General features: G+C 72.2%; 16 protein-coding genes and 1 tRNA gene. 6 read left to right on the top strand and 11 right to left on the bottom strand.

The window, feature by feature from the left end:
- Positions 1-8: 8 nt before the first annotated feature.
- Complete coding sequence (locus ACFZBX_RS24560) at positions 9-2,459, bottom strand: ATP-dependent Clp protease ATP-binding subunit (RefSeq protein ID WP_391535933.1); 2,451 nt, start codon at positions 2,457-2,459, stop codon at positions 9-11.
- Positions 2,460-3,029: 570 nt separating this feature from the next.
- Between ACFZBX_RS24560 and ACFZBX_RS24555 the strand changes: the two genes are divergently transcribed.
- Together ACFZBX_RS24555 and ACFZBX_RS24550 are read left to right on the top strand one after the other, a co-directional pair.
- Entirely contained in the window at positions 3,030-3,302 is a 273-nt protein-coding gene (locus ACFZBX_RS24555; protein WP_391535932.1) for a hypothetical protein, read from the top strand.
- 46 nt (positions 3,303-3,348) lie between these two features.
- Positions 3,349-4,332 (top strand): helix-turn-helix transcriptional regulator, encoded by a 984-nt coding sequence (locus ACFZBX_RS24550; RefSeq protein WP_391535931.1) that lies wholly within the window; start codon positions 3,349-3,351, stop codon positions 4,330-4,332.
- Positions 4,333-4,479: 147 nt separating this feature from the next.
- On the opposite strand, the gene ACFZBX_RS24545 is transcribed toward ACFZBX_RS24550, so the two are convergent.
- Positions 4,480-4,551 (bottom strand) — tRNA-Val (locus ACFZBX_RS24545).
- Between the two features lie 212 nt (positions 4,552-4,763).
- Between ACFZBX_RS24545 and ACFZBX_RS24540 the strand changes: the two genes are divergently transcribed.
- Positions 4,764-6,086: a hypothetical protein gene (locus tag ACFZBX_RS24540; RefSeq protein WP_391535930.1), complete on the top strand. Its 1,323-nt coding sequence runs from the start codon at positions 4,764-4,766 to the stop codon at positions 6,084-6,086.
- A 54-nt stretch (positions 6,087-6,140) separates the two neighbouring features.
- On the top strand, positions 6,141-6,368 hold the full coding sequence (locus ACFZBX_RS24535; protein WP_350546499.1) for a zinc ribbon domain-containing protein: 228 nt from the start codon (positions 6,141-6,143) through the stop codon (positions 6,366-6,368).
- 18 nt (positions 6,369-6,386) lie between these two features.
- On the opposite strand, the gene ACFZBX_RS24530 is transcribed toward ACFZBX_RS24535, so the two are convergent.
- From ACFZBX_RS24530 to ACFZBX_RS24520, 3 genes are read right to left on the bottom strand one after another with little or no spacing between them, the layout of a single operon-like run.
- Positions 6,387-7,286, bottom strand: coding sequence for an HAD family hydrolase (locus ACFZBX_RS24530; RefSeq protein ID WP_391535929.1), 900 nt, complete (start codon positions 7,284-7,286; stop codon positions 6,387-6,389).
- A gap of 5 nt (positions 7,287-7,291) precedes the next feature.
- The gene (locus ACFZBX_RS24525) at positions 7,292-9,835 is read right to left on the bottom strand and encodes a phosphoribosyltransferase (RefSeq protein WP_391535928.1); all 2,544 of its coding nucleotides are present in this window, start codon (positions 9,833-9,835) and stop codon (positions 7,292-7,294) included.
- Positions 9,836-9,894: 59 nt separating this feature from the next.
- Positions 9,895-11,106 carry an HpcH/HpaI aldolase/citrate lyase family protein gene (locus ACFZBX_RS24520; protein WP_391535927.1) on the bottom strand — a complete coding sequence of 404 codons (1,212 nt, stop codon included), beginning with the start codon at positions 11,104-11,106 and terminating at the stop codon, positions 9,895-9,897.
- A 319-nt stretch (positions 11,107-11,425) separates the two neighbouring features.
- Here ACFZBX_RS24520 and ACFZBX_RS24515 point away from each other — a divergent pair, with 319 nt between their 5' ends.
- A complete protein-coding gene (locus ACFZBX_RS24515) occupies positions 11,426-12,499 on the top strand; it encodes a TerD family protein (protein ID WP_391535926.1) in 1,074 nt (357 codons plus the stop codon).
- A 70-nt stretch (positions 12,500-12,569) separates the two neighbouring features.
- On the opposite strand, the gene ACFZBX_RS24510 is transcribed toward ACFZBX_RS24515, so the two are convergent.
- Positions 12,570-13,298: a Tellurium resistance gene (locus ACFZBX_RS24510; RefSeq protein WP_391535925.1), complete on the bottom strand. Its 729-nt coding sequence runs from the start codon at positions 13,296-13,298 to the stop codon at positions 12,570-12,572.
- A 343-nt stretch (positions 13,299-13,641) separates the two neighbouring features.
- Between ACFZBX_RS24510 and ACFZBX_RS24505 the strand changes: the two genes are divergently transcribed.
- Positions 13,642-14,754, top strand: a complete 1,113-nt coding sequence (locus ACFZBX_RS24505) for a DUF2637 domain-containing protein (RefSeq protein ID WP_391535924.1) — start codon at positions 13,642-13,644, stop codon at positions 14,752-14,754.
- An 84-nt stretch (positions 14,755-14,838) separates the two neighbouring features.
- On the opposite strand, the gene ACFZBX_RS24500 is transcribed toward ACFZBX_RS24505, so the two are convergent.
- From ACFZBX_RS24500 to ACFZBX_RS24480, 5 genes are all read right to left on the bottom strand, one after another.
- Positions 14,839-15,945 carry a DUF475 domain-containing protein gene (locus ACFZBX_RS24500; protein ID WP_391535923.1) on the bottom strand — a complete coding sequence of 369 codons (1,107 nt, stop codon included), beginning with the start codon at positions 15,943-15,945 and terminating at the stop codon, positions 14,839-14,841.
- Between the two features lie 54 nt (positions 15,946-15,999).
- Entirely contained in the window at positions 16,000-16,575 is a 576-nt protein-coding gene (locus tag ACFZBX_RS24495) for a TerD family protein (protein ID WP_380757073.1), read from the bottom strand.
- A 217-nt stretch (positions 16,576-16,792) separates the two neighbouring features.
- A complete protein-coding gene (locus tag ACFZBX_RS24490) occupies positions 16,793-17,368 on the bottom strand; it encodes a TerD family protein (RefSeq protein ID WP_391535922.1) in 576 nt (191 codons plus the stop codon).
- 182 nt (positions 17,369-17,550) lie between these two features.
- Positions 17,551-18,009 carry a peroxiredoxin gene (locus ACFZBX_RS24485; RefSeq protein ID WP_380764307.1) on the bottom strand — a complete coding sequence of 153 codons (459 nt, stop codon included), beginning with the start codon at positions 18,007-18,009 and terminating at the stop codon, positions 17,551-17,553.
- Between the two features lie 321 nt (positions 18,010-18,330).
- Positions 18,331-18,768 (bottom strand): DUF3052 domain-containing protein, encoded by a 438-nt coding sequence (locus ACFZBX_RS24480; protein WP_380764308.1) that lies wholly within the window; start codon positions 18,766-18,768, stop codon positions 18,331-18,333.
- Positions 18,769-19,167: the final 399 nt, after the last annotated feature.

Here is a 19,167-nt window from a genome sequence, read left to right as displayed (position 1 = left end):
GGCGGGCGCTACGCGGGGCGGGCGGGCGCCACCGTCAGCGCCCCGTCCGACACCTCCGCGACGAGGGTGTCCCCCTCCCGCACGGTGCCGTCCAGCAGCAGGTTGGAGATCCGGTTGTCCAGCTCCTGCTGGATCGTCCGCCGCAGCGGCCGGGCCCCGAACTCCGGCTGGTAACCGCGGTTCACCAGCCACTCTTTCGCCCCCTCCGTCACCTCGAGCCCGATGTCCTGCGCCTTGAGCCGGCGCCGGGAGCGGTCCAGCAGCAGGTCCACCACCTGGAGCAGGTCCTTGCGGGTGAGCGCGTGGAAGACGATCACCTCGTCGATCCGGTTGAGGAACTCCGGCCGGAACCGCCCGCGCAGGTCCCGCATCAGCTCGTCCCGGATCTCCTCGACCTCGCCCGCATGGTCGAGGATCCGCTGCGAGCCGATGTTGCTCGTCATGATCACCACGGTGTTGCGGAAGTCGACCGTACGGCCCTGCGCGTCCGTCAGCCGCCCGTCGTCCAGCACCTGGAGCAGCAGGTTGAAGACGTCCGGGTGGGCCTTCTCCACCTCGTCGAAGAGCAGCACGCTGTACGGCTTGCGGCGCACCGCCTCGGTGAGCTGGCCCGCCTCGTCGTAGCCGACGTACCCGGGCGGGGAGCCGACCAGCCGGGAGACGGTGTGCTTCTCCTGGAACTCGCTCATGTCGAAGCGGATCATCCGGTCCGGGTCGCCGAACAGCAGCGCGGCCAGCGCCTTGGCGAGTTCGGTCTTGCCGACCCCGGTCGGGCCGAGGAAGAGGAACGAGCCGGTCGGCCGGTCCGGGTCCCCCATCCCCGCCCGGCCGCGGCGCACCGCCTGGGCCACCGCCGTGACGGCCTGGTCCTGGCCGATCACCTTCTCGTGCAGGTGCTCCTCCAGCCGCAGCAGCCGCTCGCGCTCGGTCGCGTTCAGCTCGGCGACCGGGATGCCGGTGCGGCTGGAGAGCACCTGGGCGATGTCCTCCGCGGTGACCGCCACGACCTCCTCGCGGGACTCGGCGATCGCGGCCAGCTCGTCCTCGGTCTGCCGCAGCTCGGTCTTCAGATTGGCCGCCCGGACGAACTCCTCGTCCGCCACCGCCTCCTCCAACTCGCGGCGCAGCTTGGTGATCCGGTCCTGGACCGGCATCGCGAGCGTGGAACCGCTCAGGCTGCGCAGCCGCACCCGGGCGCCGGCCTGGTCCAGCAGGTCGATCGCCTTGTCCGGCAGGAAGCGGTCGCTGACGTAGCGGTCGGAGAGCGCGGCGGCCGCGTCCAGCGCCTCGTCGGTGAACCGCACCTGGTGGTGCGCCTCGTAGGCGTCGCGCAGGCCCTGGAGGATCTCGACCGTCTCCTCCACGCTCGGCTCCGGCACCAGCACCGGCTGGAAGCGGCGCTCCAGCGCGGCGTCCTTCTCGATGTGCCTGCGGTACTCGTCCAGGGTGGTCGCGCCGACCACGCTCAGCTCACCGCGGGCCAGCGCCGGCTTGAGGATGTTGCCCGCGTCCATCGACCCCTCGCCGCCGCTGCCGGCGCCGACCACGGTGTGCAGCTCGTCGAGGAACAGGATCACGCTCTGCTCGGCCGCCGTGACCTCGTCGATCACACTCTTCAGCCGCTCCTCGAACTCGCCCCGGTACTTGGACCCGGCCACCAGCGCGGTGAGGTCCAGCGTGACGACCCGCTTCTCCTTGAGGCTCTGCGGGACGTCCCCGGAGACGATCCGCTGCGCCAGCCCCTCCACGATCGCCGTCTTGCCGACCCCCGGCTCGCCGATCAGCACCGGGTTGTTCTTGGTGCGGCGGGAGAGGATCTCGACGGTCTGCTCGATCTCCTCGGCCCGGCCGACCACCGGGTCCAGCCGGCCCGCCCTGGCCTCCTCGGTGAGGTCGCGGCCGTACTCGTCCAGCGTCGGCGTCGAGCTCTGCCGCTCCCCGCCCTGGCCCCGCTGACCCCGCTCGCCCCGCTGGCCGTGCTCGCCGCGCTCGCCGCCGAGGACACTGCGCAGCGCCTCCTGCGAGGGCGCGACATTGCGCAACGCCGCCCCCGCGCCCGACCGCTCCTCCTCCAGCAGCGCGCCGAGGATGTGCTCCGGCCCGATGTACGAGGCCCCGGCCCCCTGCGACCGGGCGTGCGCGGCCAGCAGCGCCCGCTTCGCGGCCGGCGTCAACGCGGGCCGCCCGTCCACCACCGGCACCCCGTCCTCACCCCCGGCCGGCAGGACCTTCCCCAGGTCCTCCGCCAACCGGTCCGGATCGACCCCCGCCCGCTCCAGCATCCGCCGCGACGGCTCCACCCGGGTGGCCGCCCACGCCAGGTGCGCGGTGTCGAGATCACTGCTCCCGTCCCCGGCGGCCCGCTGAGCGGCCGTGGCGAGCAGCTCCTGCGCCGACTCACTCAACAGCCGCCCGATCGGCACCCGCTGCACGGCGGGCGGCGACGCCAGCGGGCTCATCCCGAAGAACCGGCTGAGCAGATCGGAGAAAGGGTCATTGGAACCGAACGGCGGCACGGACACGGAGGCTCACCTCTCCCAAACGGTTAGCGCCCACACAAACACACCCCACCACCCCCCGCCCCCCAAGCGCCGCCACCCGGACCCGCCCCCACACACCACTGCGGCCCGGCCCGGGACTTGTGTCCCGGCCCGGGCCGCAGCCGTCGTTCCATCGTTCGCAGAGTGGGCGCCGACCCATTGACGATCTGGGTCATTCACCCCCCTGGGCAGTCGACCCCGCGACAGGCATCCATCAAGCGCCGTGAAGTGACGCTCACTCACCGGCCAACGCCCCACAGGCCAACTCGGGCAGGCAGTTGGGCGTAAGCTGATCGGGTGAGTTATCTCATGATTGACACCCTCGAAGGAGAAGCAACTCCTTGATCGTTTCCAGGCCTTGCGCGTTGCAGATCGCTCGCGTCGACATGTTCGACGGGCACGTCGGATCGGCCCCCCGAGCCGCCACGTCAGGGGCAACCCCGGCCTCCAGTCGACCCCTGGTGGTCGATGGAGGGGCAGGTGCGATCAATGGTGGGTAAGGAACTGGGGCTCCGCGACATCCAGTCGAAGGAGATCCGCGACGCCATCGCGCCACTGATCGCGGATGGCTGGCGGATCTTCAAGGAGGGACACAAGGCGCGACTTCGGTGCCCCTGCGACAATCGCTGCACGACACTCCCCATCCCGGGGACTCCGCGCGACGCCGGCAACGCCGCCAAGCGGATCAAGCGCGAAGCATCGCGCTGCCCGCTCCCGGCAGACTCTCCACAGCGCAATCTGACCGGAATGAACCGAGACTGACACCTGCTGAATCGGCAAGTGCCACTTTGCCAGAATGTCCTAGTTTATGCCGGTTTTCCTGTTGACGCTTGTCAACAGGGGTGCGAGCATGGCGGGCATGGGGCCACTCAGCACGTACGAGCTCACCTTCGTCGTCTCAGGGGCGACGGTCGATGACGTACACATCGTCGACGCCCTTGAAGACCAGTTCGACGCCATGCTGTTCCTCGGCGCCGGCGTCAATCTCCTGACCGTCGCGGCCGACGGAGCCGGCGCGGTGGACGCGGCGATGCGCATTGCCAACGAGATCGCCCAAGCCGTCCCTGGACTCCGGCTGGAGCGACTGGACAGAGGCCTGGTGGGTGTTCCGGAGATCGCCGAGCGCAGTGGGCGATCCCGCCAGAACGTCACGCAGTGGGCGAACGGGGAGCGCCAGGCAACCGCGGAGTCGTTCCCGCTTCCCGAGGGAACAGCAGGTCGATCACGAGCGTGGTTGTGGAGCGAGGTGAACGAGTGGCTCCGGCACCTCGGACTCGACGATGGATTCACCTACCCGACCCGGGCCGAGATGAATGTCATCGATCACCTCCTCGCATCCCCCATGGTCAAACTCATCAGCGACGATCTACCCGACGACGAATTCACGGAGCACCGCACAGCGATCCGCGAGCGCGGCGACGAAGCGTTCCACCCCGGCCTGCTGCAGTACCTCGTCGAGAGCACAGCGACCACCGACGAGCACGGACGTCATGTCGTGGTGATCGCCGCGCCCGAGGAGCCGGCACGGCTCGTCATGGAACGAATGGGCCATCACGAACACGATGTCATCCTGATGACCGAACACGAATCGCAGGTCATTGCCATGGTCATGTCCCAGGCGGTCCCCGAGAAACCGACCGAAGTCGTGCCCGTGGGCCTCAATGCAACTCTGCGCGAGTGGCTGATTCTCATGCAGAAGCACCCGAACTGCCTCTTTGTCGCGTCCAGCGCCGTGCCCTCTTCGAAGCAGACCGCAACACGCCGCGGAGTCGTTCTGACGGCAGCCGCGTAGCAGTGCCGGCTTCGCACCGCTCTGCGCACTGAGCCGGCACTGCCGGCACTTGACACGCAAGTGACACGACCGGACTGGGACTACCCCGGGAACGATCAAGGGCCAGTTCGGGAGGAGCGATCCTCCCGAACTGGCCCTTCGTGTCGGTGGGCGCGGACGGTTTCGAACCGCCGACATCTGCTTTGTAAGAGCAGCGCTCTACCGCTGAGCTACGCGCCCCCGGTCGTGTGGGCCCGGTTCGGGCGCACGACGAATGCTTAGGGTACCTGGTCCGGGGGGTGATGTGGTGCAGGTGGTCGGGGGGTGGGGTGGGTGGGGTGCCGGTGGGGCGGGGTGATCGGGAAGAATGGGTGGTGGATCAACGGTCGCGAACCAGGGAGCGCGCAGTGAGGGTGGCCGGCGGAGGCGGGCGGCGGTGGCCGGGGAGTGGGGTGGCCAAGGCGCTGGTGCTGCCGCTGGTCGTCGCGGGTGCGCTGGGGGCTGCGGGGGCGGCGTCGTTCGGGGCCGGCGGGGGCTGGTTCGGGCGGCGCGGCGGGGACGGCATGCGGGCGGACGCCCGGGCGGCGCGGGACGCGGCGCAGCAGGCGTTCTACGACGTGGACTCCACCCAGCGCGAGGCGCGGCTGGCGGTGGAGACGGTGCGCTCCGCCGGGGACGGCGCGACGGCGCGGCGGGCGGTGGCGGACTTCGAGGCGATCTCCGGCCGGGTCGACCAGGTGACCGTGAACTACCTGACCGCCCTCGACGCGCACGACCTGGACGCGGAGGACCTGGAGTCCGGGACGGCCGCCCGCGCCAAGCACCAGCTGGACGACGTGAAGGGGCAGCTCGGGTCGGCGCTCGCGGAGCTGAACGACTTCCTGCGCAAGCTGCAGCCCACCCTGGAGCGGGCCGAGCAGCAGCTGATGCGGGTGACCCCGGCGATCGACCAGGCCAAGCGGGCGCTGCTGGCCGCCAGCAACGCGCTGGACGGCGCGCGCGGCGCCGGGCTGCGGGCGGACGAGCTGGCGGTGCGGCTGGCCGAGCTGGCGCCGGAGCTGGGGCGGCTGAACGAGGGCGTGGCGCAGCACGGTGTGCCGGGGACGCTGGAGCGCGCGGACCGGGTGCGCGAGCGCGCGGAGGCGATCGCCGCGGAGGCCGGGCAACTGCCGGAGCGGGCCCGGGAGATCGACCGCCGGGTGGCCAGCCTGCGGACCAGGATCCAGGCGTTGGAGACCAAGGCCGCGACGGTGGAGCCGGCGCTGAGCGAGCTGCGCCGGCGGTTCACCATCGCGTGCTGGCAGGACCTCCAGCGGGTTCCGGACCAGGTCGCGGAGACCCGGCGGGCCGCCGAGGGCAAGCTCGCCGAGGCCGCCCGGGCCCGGGACGAGCAGCGCTGGGCGGACGCCACCGGCGCGCTGGGGACGGTGCGGGCGCTGCTGGAGACGGCGGACGGGTCGGTGGTCGCGGTGAACGAGCGGCTGCGACAGCTGAACGAGGTGCAGATCGACCCCAACAGGGAGGTCGAGCGGGCCCGGTTCGCCCTGCGGGACGCCCAGCGGCTCGCGATGGCCGGGCGGCACGCGCCGGATCCGCGGCACGCGGGGCCGCTGGACGCGGCGGTGGCCCGGCTGGACCGCGCGGTGGCGGAGCTGGAGTCGGCCGGACGGCACCCGGACTACTGGCGGTTCCTGACCGAGCTGGCGGCGGTGCGGGAGACGGCGGCCGAGGTGGTGGAGCTGATCCGCGGCGAGCTGGGCGGCGCGACGAGGTAGCGGGCGGGACAGCACCACCGGACAGCGGGCGGCCGCGCGGATACGCTGGCGGGCATGCCTCGTTACGACTTCCGTTGCCGCGCCTGTGGCGCCACCTTCGAGCTGCGCCGTCCGATGGCGCAGGCCAACGACCCCGCCGTCTGCCCGCAGGGCCACCCGGACACCGTGAAGCTGCTGTCGACCGTCGCCGTCACCGGCGCGGCCTCCGCCGGCGGCGCCCCGCAGCAGGCCCCGTCGGCCGGTGGCGGCGGGGGCTGCTGCGGTGGCGGCTGCTGCGGCTAGGAGAGCGCCGGGACGGCGCTAGGACACCGGGACGGCCTCGGCGGCGGGCTCGACGGCCTCGCCGCGCACCCGGGCCAGGAAGCGGCGGGCGATCTCCTCGCCCGCCGCCACGCCCACCTCGTCCAGCGCGGTGACGCCGGGCGCCGTCCACCCGGTGTCGGCCAGTTCGCCGTGGCCGGGCCGCCAGGCGGCGTCGGCGGCGCGCAGCAGGTCGGCGTCGAGCAGCGAGTCCCCGGCGGAGAGCACCGTGGCCCCGCCGACCCGCCGCACGACCTCGGCGAGCGCGGCGCTCTTGCTGAGCGGCGCCGGCACCGCGTACACCTTGCGCCCCTGGAGCGAGACGGTCCACCCGCGCTCCGCGCACCAGCCGGTGAGCTCCGCGAGCCAGCCCTGCGGCAGCTCGGCGCGCTCGACGACCAGGTAGGCGAACAGCTCGTCGGCGACCCTCCGCTTGTGCGTCCACTCGGGGTCGGCGCAGAGCGCCAGGTGCTCGACCACCTCGGCCAGCGGCGCCGCCCCGCCGGCCAGCCGGGCGGCCATCTCGTCCTGCCAGTCGGTGTCCGGCACGCCGTCGACGAGCAGCCGCCCGCCGTTGGCGCAGATGGCGTACGGCGGGACCCAGCCGGGCGTCGGGCCCGGCAGGTTGACCCGCTCGTACTGGGCCCGCGTGCGGGTGGTGGCGGGGACGAGCACCGCCTCGCGGGCGAGTTCGACGAGCAGTCCGGCGGCCTCCTCGGTCATGAAGGAGAGCGCCTTGCCGTCGTGCACCTCGACCGAGAGCAGCCGCGGCGCGAGCCGGTCCGGCACGTCGAGGGCGAGGGCGCGGTTGGAGTAGATCAGGGTGCGGTCGAGGTCGCTCGCGACGACGAAGCGCCCCGCGGAGCCACCGTTCATGCCACCGCTCAGGTAACCAGTCATCGGGCTCAGGACTCCTTCACCAGGACGGCCGTGCCGGAGGCGCCGGTCGCCCCACGGGTGTAGCGGGGGTGGATGAGGCCGACGCAGGAGTACGGCAGGTCGTCCACCTCCTCGACCGGGACCCCCCGCTGGGCGGCGAGCAGCCGGACGTGGTCGAGGTCGGCGCCCGCGCCGCGCCGGGCCAGCACCCGCCAGGGGACGCGGCGCAGCATGACCCGGGTGGTCTCACCGACGCCGGGCTTGACCAGGTTGACGTTGTCGATGCCGAACTCGGCGCTGATCCGCTCGACGGCGGCCCAGCCGGCCCAGTCGGGGGCGCGCTCGGCGGCGTGCTCGGGGGCGAGGAAGCGCCCGGCGGCCGCGACGGCCTCGGCCCGGACGTCCGCGAAGTGGTCGGCGACGGTGTCCAGGAAGGCGCCGGAGACGTCGGCGCCGGCCAGTTCGGTGTAGTGCTTGGCGCCGTGGAAGTCGTCCGGGCCGATCAGGTCCGCGCGCAGCACGGTGCGCGAGACCAGGCCGGAGACGGTCGAGTTGAGGCAGGCGGAGGGGATCAGGAAGTCGTCCCGGGTGCCGAAGGTGGCCACGCAGCGGCCGGGGTCGGCGAGAACGGCGAGGCCGGGGTCGAAGCCGGTCCCGGCGAGCGCCTCACCGAGTTCCCGGGTGATCGCGCCCTTGCCGGTCCAGCCGTCGACGAACACCACGTCGGCGGCCCGGTGGTGGGCGTCCAGGTAGCGCAGGGCGACCGGGTCGATGCCGCGGCCGCGGACGATGGAGACGGCGTAGTGCGGTGCGTCGACGCCGTGTCCGGCGGCGAGCCAGCGGCGGATCAGGATGCCGACCGGCGTGCCGGCGCGGGCCAGCGAGGCGAGCACCAGGCCGGGGCCGCGTTCGCGCAGCAGGGTCTCGGCGACGGTGCCGACGGCGAGCGCGATCCGCCGGGCGGAGGCCCGCAGGGCCTGGTGGAACAGCTCCTGGTACTCGGGGCTCGGCTGGTACTCGACCGGCAGCGACTCGGCGTAGTGGGCGCCGCCGCTCTGCACGGCCTCCTCGCGCTCCTCGGTGGGCGCCTCCAGGGCGACGCCGGAGAGGTCCTTGAGCAGCCAGCCCACCTCGTCGGCGCGGTAGGAGGAGAACTCCGGGCCGTACAGCGGCCCCGGCAGCGCGGCGGCGGGCCGGTGGGACGGCAGCACGGCGAGCACCACCCGGTCGGTGACCTGTCGCAGCTGGCCGAGCAGGGCGCGCTCGCCCCGGTGCAGGGCGGGGGTGTCGGCGACGTCGTCGACGACCAGGACCACGGTGCCGAAGCGGCGGGCCGGGTCGGCGCCGGGGGCGACGTTGTAGGCGTAGCGCTCGCGCGAGGAGTCGTCGGCCGGGTCGTCGTGGGCGGGGAAGGCCAGCCGGGTGCGGATGGCGTAGCCGGGGTCGTCGACGGCGAGGACGGGCGAGCGGGTGGTGGTCGAGCTGTGGACGCGGTCGGTGCCGCCGGGCAGCCGCTCGGCGAGGGCGCCGGCGAGGCGCAGCGGGGCGTACATCAGCTCCTCGAAGCCGAGCACCAGCACCCGCCCGCCGTCGCCCCCGTCACCCTCGCCGACGGCCTCCGCCAGTTGCTCCGCCAGCGCGGGCAGCGCCTCCTCCAGCCGGGCCCGGTGCTCCGGCGTGAAGCCGTGCCGCCCGCCGTCGGGCAGCCCCGCCGGCCAGGCCAGGTCGACCCGCACCAACGGCGCCGCCGGGGCCACCGGAACGGACAAAGTAGATGAGGCAGACAAAGTAGTCGGGGCGGACGAGGCAGCCGGCGACCCGGCCTCGGCGATCAGCCGCTCGGCCCGGTCCAGGATGTCCGCGGGCAGGTCGACGCCGCCGCCGGCCAGCGCCACCAGGTCCAGCCGGACCCCGAGTTCGGCGGCGGTGTCGGCGAGCCGCTTCCGGTCCGCGGCGCCGCGCAGGTCGACCAGCGCGACCACCACGTAGTGCTCGCGCGGGTGGCGGGCGTGCAGGGTGCGGATGGTGTTGAGCACGGTGGTGCCGGTGGAGAACTCGTCGTCCACCAGGACGAGCGGCCCGTCGCCGGCCAGCAGCCCGGGGTCGGCGGGCAGCAGCAGGTGGGAGGTGGCGTGCGAGTGCTCCTCCTCGAACCCGCCGAGCGGGGCGATCCCGGGCACCGGGCGGCGGGTGGAGTGCAGATAGGGGGCGTCCAGCCCGTCGGCGACGCTGTGGCCGAGGCCGGTGGCGGTCTCCGCGTAGCCGAGCACGACGGCGCGGTCGAGGGCCTGCCCGCCGAGCGGGCCGAGCAGCTCGCGGACCCGGCGGCCGAGTTCGAGGCCGGCGCCGTGCACCACGGCGGGACGCTGCGGGACGTGCTTGCCGAGCACGGTGGAGACCAGCAGGTGGGCGCGCTTGCGGTTCTCCCGCAGGGCGAGGCCGACCAGTTCGGGGAGGCGCTCGGAGCCGGTCAGCGTGACGCCGGCCCGCTCGGCCACCCAACGGCCGGTCCACTCCTGCCCGTCGGCGCGCTCCTGCGCTCCGGTGCGCTCCTGCTCTGCTGCTGTCACGAAGGGGTCCTGCTTTCGGTGGTGCGGTGCGGTGGGCAAACGGTCGGAGGTGGGCCGGCTCAGCGGCAGAGGCAGGCCGCCAGCAGCTCCGCGAAGCTGACGTCCTCGCGGGCCACCCCGAACACCTCGGCGCGCAGCATCACCCGCTCCGCCCAGGCCCGGTGCGGCTTGGCCTCGTTCATCTTGTTGGTGTAAGCCGAGCGCAGCACCCCGCCCCCGCCGCGCTCCTGCTGGAGGATGTCGCGGGCGTCGCTGTACTCCTCGTGCGTGACGACGGAGAGCGCGTGCACCGCGGGCACATGGCTGGGGTGGATGCAGGTCTTGCCCAACAGGCCGTTGGCGCGGTCGAGTTCGATCTCGCGGATCAGCCCGTCGAGGTCGTGCTCGATGATCCGCCGGCGGACCGCCTCGCGCGAGGGCTCGGCCTCGGCGAACGGGGTGCGGCGCAGCTGCGGCTTGAACATCCGCTCCTGGACCGGGAAGTACTCCCAGACCGGTCCGGTGACGGTGAACCCGGTGCCGTCGGCACGGCCGAGCACGTTGACCACGTCGCCGATCACCGAGGCGACCAGGGCGACGTCGTACGCGGTCAGGTCGGGCGAGCGGCGCAGGCCGTAGGCGGAGCAGAGGTCGGTGACGCCGAGGCGGACGGCGAGGACGCGCTCGCGGTGCTTGTCGAGCAGCCGGGCTATCCCGAACAGCTGCTCGCGGCGGGTCTCCAGGTGGGCGAGCTCGGGGGACTCCAGGACCGGCATGGCGAACAGCCGGTGCCCGCCGGCCGTCTCGGCCGCGGCGAGCGCCTCCAGGAAGTCCCCGCCGGTCTCCTCGGTGAACTTGGGCAGCACGAAGCCGGTGAGCACGCCGATCGCCGGTCCGAGCCGCTCGGCGAGGTCGGTGAGCTGGGCGGCGGTCCGCACTCTGATGAAGAGGAGGGGAAGATCCTGTGCGCAACCAGTGGAGGTCCCGGTCGTGTCAGCACCCTCCGTGACCTCCGTCCACAGCTCGCCGAGCCGGGCCACCAGATTGGCCTCGGCATCCGGGACCTCGTGGTCGGCGATGGCGTCCTCCAGGCAGAGGACCATCGAGACGACGCCCTGGGCGGCCTGCTTGCGGATGTCGGCGCGCAGGGTCGGCCGGGTGGCGGGGCTGTAGAGCGTGGCGCCCAGCGCGGTGGCCAGCACGGCCGGGTCGCCGTCCGGGGCGAACTCGCCCGGCGCCGCGAGAAAGAGCCGGTCGCGGACGTCGTCCGCGAGGTGGCCGAAGTGGCGCAAGGTGCTCTCCTCAGGAGTTCGGCCGCCGGTCCGGCGGAGGCGGGGAGGGGCGCGAGGAGCCCCGTGCTGCACCCGGTTCAACCGGCTCGACGGCCCTGGTGGTTCCCGGCCCGGTTCCCGCCGGTCACCGTCGACCGGCCCGCGAGGCCCCCGTCCGCCCATCGTACGGACGGCTCCGGGCGCGCGCCGGTTCCGCAATGGCGAATTCTCGGAAGGTTACCCTCCACTTCACAAACCGCAAGCGTTGGCAAAGTCCCACCACGACGCCTCCCCCGGTCACGTTGTCCGAAGGGGTGGCGAACAGGCAGGATGGTCGGCTATGACGCACGTGATGGCCAAGGGCGCCAACATCGCACTGCCGGTGGCGGCGGTCCGCGCCGTGCTGCGCTGGAGCGCCACGCCCGGTGCGCCGGACGTGGACGCCTCCGCACTGCTGCTCGGCCCGGGCGGCAAGGTCCGTTCGGATGCCGACTTCGTCTTCTACAACCAGCCGCGCCATCCGTCCGGCCTGGTGCGCCACCTGCCCAAGCAACAGTCGGCCGACGGCGGCGAGATCACCGACACCGTCGAGGCCGAACTCGCCAAGCTGCCGGCCGACGTCGACCGGGTGGTGCTGGCCGGGTCCTCCGAGGGCGGATCGTTCCGCGCGGTGGGCGGGCTGCGCCTGCAACTGTTCGACGCCGCGGCCGGCGACGGGGCACCGGCCCTGGCCGAGTTCGCGATGGCCGACGGTGACGAGGTCACCGCGCTGGTCGCGGGCGAGCTCTACCGCCGGGCGGGCGCCTGGAAGTTCCGCGCCGTCGGCCAGGGGTACGCCTCCGGGCTGATCGGCCTGGCCACCGACTTCGGCATCACCGTCGAGGACGAGGGCGCCGCGTCCGCCCAGACCCAGGCCGGGCCGCCCGCCGCCCCGGCCACGGACCCGCGGACCGCGCTGCCCGACCCCCGGCCGGCCGGCCGGCCCGAGCCCGGCACCTTCACCCTGGCCCCGGCCGTCCCGCAGCCGCAGGCCGCCGCCCAGGGCGCGCCGGCGCCGGTCGGCGTCCCGGCCAACACGCCCCCGCCGCCGCCCAACCCGCCCACGGTGCCGCCGAACGTCCCGCCGGCCCCGAACGCGCCGCCGGCCGGGCGGCCCGGTTACGGCTACCCGCCGCCGAACACCGCGCCCCCCGCGCCGCAGCAGGGCGGCTACGGCTACCCGCCGCAGGCCGCCTACGGCTACCCCCAGCCCCCGGCCCCGGCGTACGACCACCCGCGGCAGCAGGCCCCTCAGCAGCAGGCCCCTCAGCAGGGCGGCTACGGCTACCCGCCGCCGAACACCGCGCCGCAGCCGGCGCCCCCCGCCGAGGAGTTCGCGCTGCCCCCGCAGGGCCCGCAGTTCCAGCCGCGCTAGTCCGCGCCGGGCCCCACCAGGACCGTCGCCGAAGCCTCGCCCGGAGGACCCGGGGCCACCGGGCCGGGGCTCACTCCGGCTTGTACCCGCGCTGCCACTGCATCCCGAAGCCGTACAGCCGGTCGAGGTCCGCCTGGAACCCGTTCACGTAGCGCACCTCGCGCCGCACCGTGAGCGTGTTGTCCCCGGAGTTCTCGATCAGCACCACCGCGCAGGACCGTGCCGCCGGGGCCCGCTCCTCCAGCTTGACCTCGATCCGCGGCCCGGACTGCGGCACGATCGTCACCACCGCGTTGGCCTGCTCGAACGCGGGCGTGCCGTCGTAGATGTACACGAACACCAGCAGCCGCTTGAACTGGTCCTTCTTCTCCAGGTTGATGTACATCGTCTCGCCGGACGGCGCACCGTACTGGTCGTCGCCGCTGAGCTTGACGTACGGCGGGCTCTGGAGGTCCCCGAGGAGGCCGCCCAGCGGCTGCACCACGCCCCGCCTGCCGTCCGTCAACTCGTACATGCAGGCCAGGTCGAGGTCGACGTTGTGCTGGGCGCTCTGGCCGGAGTCCGGCTCCATCGGCCTGAGGATGCGCGGGTTGAGGAGCCGTCGCACGGCGTCCCGGGTGGACGCCCGCGGCGGCCCCGTCCGGGTGGTCCAGTGCAGGTTGACGTAGAGGTAGCCGGTGGTCGCCGCCGCACCGGTGATCGCGTGCTGCGGCGAGGACTTGGTCAGGGTGACCTTGAACTGGCCGCCCGTGTCGAGGGTGTTCCGTTCCCCGCGCAGGTACTCCCAAATCGAGGCCATGCCGTCCTCCCCCAGCCCCGTCAGTCGCTCTGACGGTCCGCCGCTCCATGATCGGGCATCAACCCGCCCGCGGGTACCCGAACTCCCCTACCCACCGCCGCTGCGCGGACACCGCCCGGCCACCGGCGGGTCGATTGGCGGGGCGAAGGCCACCTCCCGTACCATGCGGCCCCTTCGGACGCGATATCGTCTAGCCGCACAGGTGTCCCGCCCGCCCCTTTCCGGGTGCGCCGGGCCACCCGTCCGACCACGACGCATCGTCAGGCCCGGTCCCGGGGACGAGCCCTGACCACCGTGTCGCACTGTGACCTGTCCCCTGCGGAAACCCGAGGCCCGACCCGCAATGAACCTGACCTCCATACAGCTGGTCTGGACCGTCATCGGCGGCGCAGCCCTGCTGTTCACCGCCATCCTGGTGGCGACGCTGCGCTTCAAGAACAACAACCGGAAGCAGGACTCCGGCGACTCCTGGGAGCGCAGCGAGGAGCGCCGCCGGCGCAAGGAGATGATCTACGGGATCTCCTCCTACGTCCTGCTGTTCTGCTGCGCCGGCGTCGCGGCCGCGCTCTCCTTCCACGGCCTGGTCGGCTTCGGCAAGGAGAACCTCGGCCTGTCGAACGGCTGGGAGTACCTGGTGCCGTTCGGCCTGGACGGCGCGGCGATGTTCTGCTCGGTGCTCGCCGTCCGCGAGGCCAGCCACGGTGACGCGGCGCTCGGCTCGCGCCTGCTGGTCTGGGTGTTCGCGATCGCCTCGGCCTGGTTCAACTGGGTGCACGCCCCGCGCGGCATCTCGCACGACGGTGCCCCGGAGTTCTTCTCCGGCATGTCGATCTCGGCCGCGATCCTCTTCGACCGCGCGCTGAAGCAGACCCGCAAGGCCGCGCTGCGCGAGCAGGGCCTCGTCCCCCGCCCGCTGCCGCAGATCCGCATCGTCCGCTGGCTGCGCGCGCCCCGGGAGACCTACGCCGCCTGGTCGCTGATGCTGCTGGAGAACGTCCGCAGCCTGGACGAGGCGGTCGAGGAGGTGCGCGAGGAGCGCCAGGCCAAGCTGGACGCCAAGATCCGGGCCCGCAGCGCCGACCGCCGCGAGCGCGCCGAGCTGAAGGCCATCTCGCGCCAGTCGGGCGGCATGCTCTCGCGCAACCGCGGTGGCCGCCAGGTGCCCGCCCTCGCCGCCGCCGGAGACGGCCCGAGCGCTACGGAGCCTGCCCTAGCCGCCGGGACCGACGCTCTCTCCACCACCGCCGGCGCCTCCGCGCTGGGCTCCCTGGAGACCGGCCGCCGGACCCGCGGCACCACCGCAACCTCCTCCTCGGTCTCCTCGTCCTCCTCGTCCTCCTCGTCCTACCGCAGCAGCTCGGCCATCGACCTGACGCCGGACGACGACACCCTGTCGATGCCCAAGCTGGACTCGCTGGAGCGCAAGCTGCGCGCCATCGAGCAGCAGCTCGGCTGAGCATCCGCCCCGTGCAACGCCGAACGGCCGTTCCCCACTCGGGAGGAACGGCCGTTCGGCGTTGTCGCGGAGGGTGCCGCGGGACTACTGGGCGCTGCCCACCAGTTCCTTCTCCCCGTCTCCCCCGCCGCCGGCGCCCTCGCGCCGGTTGCGCAGGATCGACGAGCCGAGGGCGAGCGCGATGAAGGCGACGCCGATCAGGCCGGTGACGATCTCCGGGATGTGGTACTCGATGCCGACCATCAGGATCACCGCGAGCGCGCCGATCGCGTAGTGCGCGCCGTGCTCCAGGTAGACGTAGTCGTCCAGGGTGCCCTTGCGGACCAGGAAGACGGTCAGCGAGCGGATGTACATCGCGCCGATGCCGAGGCCCAGGGTGATCTGGAAGATGTCGCTGGAGATGGCGAACGCGCTGACCACGCCGTCGAAGGAGAACGACGCGTCCAGCACCTCCAGGTACATGAAGAGGAAGAACGCGGCCTTGCCGCCGACCTGGACGATCGACTTGCCGGCCTTCTCGGCCGCCTCCTCCTTCTCGGTCTCCGCCTCCAGGCCCGACTCGAAGACCGAGGCGAGGCCGTTGACGCTGAGGTAGGTGACGAGGCCGAGCACACCGGCGAGGAGCACCGTCTCGGCGTGCCCGTCGGCGAAGAAGTTGGACGCGAGCAGCAGGGTGACCAGGGCGACGACGGTGGAGAAGGCCTCCAGCTTGCCGACCTTCTCCAGCGGGCGCTCGATCCAGGCCAGCCAGTTGTAGTCCTTCTCCTCGAAGATGAAGTCGAGGAAGATCATCAGCAGGAAGACGCCACCGAAGGCGGCGATGGCCGGGTTGGCCTCCTCCAGGTACTGACCGTAGGTCAGGCCCTCGTACGTCTTGTCACTGTGCAGCGCGAGGTCGATGACCGTCGCCGGGTTGAGGTGCGCGGTGAGGCCGACGACCAGCAGCGGGAAGATCAGCCGCATACCGAACACGGCGATCAGCACGCCGATGGTCAGGAAGATCTTCTGCCAGTACGGGTTCATCCGCTTCAACACCGTGGCATTGACCACCGCGTTGTCGAACGAGAGGGAGATCTCCAGGATGGAGAGGATCAGCACGACGCCGAATCCCTCGGCTCCCCAGAGCAGGCCGGCGGCGATCAGTCCGAGAATGGTGATCGCGAATGACCAGCCGAATGTGCGGAGGAACACGGGACTTGGTTACCTTTCGGGTTCATGGCGGGACGATCATGACGATCGCGGCCTTTACTGTACGTTTACGCCGAAATCGAGAGCAATGCCCCGCAGGCCCGACGCGTAGCCCTGGCCCACCGCGCGGAACTTCCACTCGCCCGCGTACCGGTACAGCTCGCCGAAGATCATCGCGGTCTCGCTGGACGCGTCCTCGGAGAGGTCGTAGCGGGCGATCTCCTGGCCGTCCACCGAGTTGACCACCCGGATGTAGGCGTTGCGGACCTGGCCGAAGTTCTGCGACCGGTTCTCGGCGTCGTAGATGGACACCGGGAAGGCGATCTTGTCGACCTGCGCCGGCACCAGGTCCAGGTTGACCAGGACCACCTCGTCGTCGCCGTCGCCGTCACCGGTGAGGTTGTCACCGGTGTGCTCGACCGAGCCCTCGGGGCTCTTGAGGTTGTTGTAGAAGACGAAGTACTCGTCGCCCAGCACCCGGTTGTTCGAGCAGAGCAGGGCGCTCGCGTCGAGGTCGAAGGGCGCGCCGGTCGTGGACCGGGCGTCCCAGCCGAGACCGACCTGCACCTGCGTCAGGTTCGGCGCGGCCTTCGTGAGCGAGACGTTGCCGCCCTTGGCGAGCGTGACACTCATGGGCTGTCCTTCCTCCCTTGCCTCCCGGGGCGCATCTCAGGTCTATTCCCCCGCGACCCCGTCCGGCCCCTTCGAGCCGGCTGAACTTTCCTGAACTCCCATCCTTCCAGTGCGACGGGAACGACGGAACGGCCGGGGCGGCCGCCGACGCCATCGCGTCCGCGGCCGCCCCGGCCGTTCGCATCCCTGCACCGGGCCGTCACCGGCCCCGCCCGACTCAGACGTTGACGCCGAAGTCCTGGGCGATGCCGCGCAGACCGGAGGCGTAGCCCTGGCCGATCGCGCGGAACTTCCACTCGACGCCGCTGCGGTACAGCTCGCCGAAGACCATCGCCGTCTCGGTGGAGGCGTCCTCGGAGAGGTCGTAGCGGGCCAGCTCCTTGTTGTCCGACTGGTTCACCACGCGGATGAACGCGTTGCGGACCTGGCCGAAGTTCTGCGACCGGTTCTCGGCGTCGTAGATGGACACCGGGAAGACGATCTTCTGAACGTCGGCCGGCACGGTGGCCAGGTTGACCTTGATCTGCTCGTCGTCGCCCTCGCCCTCACCGGTGAGGTTGTCACCGGTGTGCTCGACCGAGCCCTCGGGGCTCGTGAGGTTGTTGAAGAAGACGAAGTTGCCGTCCGAGCCGACCTTGCCCTGGTCGTTGCAGAGCAGGGCGCTGGCGTCCAGGTCGAAATCCGTGCCCGTGGTGGTGCGGACGTCCCAGCCGAGACCGACCACCACCGCGGTCAGGCCCGGGGCCTCCTTGGTGAGCGAGACATTGCCGCCCTTGCTCAGGCTGACACCCACTTGTCCTCCAAGATTCGGGAGGCACTCCTCGGTGCCCCCGTGGTGCGGTCCGAGACTCCGAAGCGAACCGTCCGGGCCTCTGACCAGCCAACGAGCCGATCGTAGTGCGGGGTTCCCGTCCGCGCCGGGGAACCGGCCCAACGCGGGCGGGGCGAAGCCCGCGAGGGGCCGGGCGACCGGCTCTAGAGGGCGCCGACGGCCGCCAGGTACTCCTGCTCGTCACGGGCGTCCGGCAGGCCGTTCACGACGCTCCAGCGGACCACGCCGGCCTTGTCGATCACGAAGGTGCCACGGACGGCGCAGCCCTTCTCCTCGTCGAAGACGCCGTAGGCGCGGGAGACCTCGCCGTGCGGCCAGAAGTCGGAGAGCAGCGGGAACTCCAGGCCCTCCTGCTCGGCGAAGATCCGCTGGCTGAAGGGCGAGTCGTTGGACACGCCGAGCACCTGCACCTCGTCGTTCTGCAGCCGCGGCAGCTCCTTCTGGATCGCGCAGACCTCGCCGGTGCAGACACCGGTGAACGCGAACGGGTAGAACACCACGACGACGTTCTTCCCGCCCCGGAAGTCGGAGAGCCTGACCGGCTCGCCGTGCTGGTTCCTGAGCTCGAAGTCCGGAGCCTCGGTGCCGATCTCGATGGCCATGCGGGGACCTTTCCCACTCGACGCGACTGGGCCGCGCGGGTGGCGCGACGAGCGTCATCCTCGCATTCGCCGGGAGCGACTGGGCCGGACGGGTGAGCACCGCACCGTCCGGGGCCACCGCTTTCGCCCTGGGCGAACAGTTCGGCCGTCCGGGGCGCCGTCCCCGCCGCCGCCGTCCGGGGCGCCGTCCCCGCCGCCGCCGTCCGGGGCGCCGTCCCCCGCCCGCCTCCGTCGGCCCCGGAGGACGGCCGGGCCGGAAAACGACCGGGCCCCGCCGGAGGGGTGCTCCGGCGGGGCCCGGTGAGGCCTGTCAGGCGGCGCTCAGCGCTTGCCCGGCTTGGCGGTCGACTTGGTCGCCAGGCGGGTCGCGGCCCAGTCCTTGGCGATCGCGATCGAGCTGGTCTGGGAGAGGCCGGCGGTGCGGGACGCGTCGGCGATGTCCGAGGCCTCGATGTGGCCGTCCCGGCCGGTCTTGGGCGTCAGCAGCCAGATCAGGCCGCCCTCGGCCAGGTATTCCAGGGCGTCGACGAGGGCGTCGGTGAGGTCCCCGTCGTCGTCGCGGTGCCACAGCAGGACGGCGTCGGCGACGTCGTCGTAGTCCTCGTCGACGAGATCCGTCCCGGTGATCTCCTCGATGCCCTCGCGGAGGTCCTGGTCAGTGTCTTCGTCGAACCCCAGCTCCTGGATGATCTGGCCTTCTTCGAAGCCGAGACGAGCTGCCGGGTTGGACTTGTCCGCGGGGTCCGCGGTCGCGCTCACGGGAATAACCTCCAGTATTCGGCTCGGCGTCCATGCCGAGGCTGTGGCCGTAGTCCACACGGGCGCGGCGGTTCGCGCAAGTACCCGACCCCCGATCCCCTCCAAAGGTTGACGTGTCGCGCCGGGACACGCCGGGCGACGTGTCGGGAATCACACCGATTTGCCCTTCTCTGCATGGGACAAGGATGCTTCGGGTGGTCCTGGTCCACAGGCCGTACGCACGCCCGAGATGCGAACGGCATTCGGGTCCGCGCGTGCGCGGGCGTAGAGTCTCCTGATGGCCCTCAGCCCGGCCGTCCGCCATCGGACGGGCGGGAAACCAGGTCGGACCACCTCTGTTCGTAACACCCGGGGGTGCGCGGCCCGGACGACGCTGTCCGAACCGCACATCACCAGACC

Origin of the sequence: Kitasatospora sp. NPDC008115 (genome assembly GCF_042957205.1) — a bacterium.
In the GTDB taxonomy this organism is placed as follows: domain Bacteria; phylum Actinomycetota; class Actinomycetes; order Streptomycetales; family Streptomycetaceae; genus Kitasatospora.
This window is presented reverse-complemented; position numbering and strand designations above follow the sequence as displayed.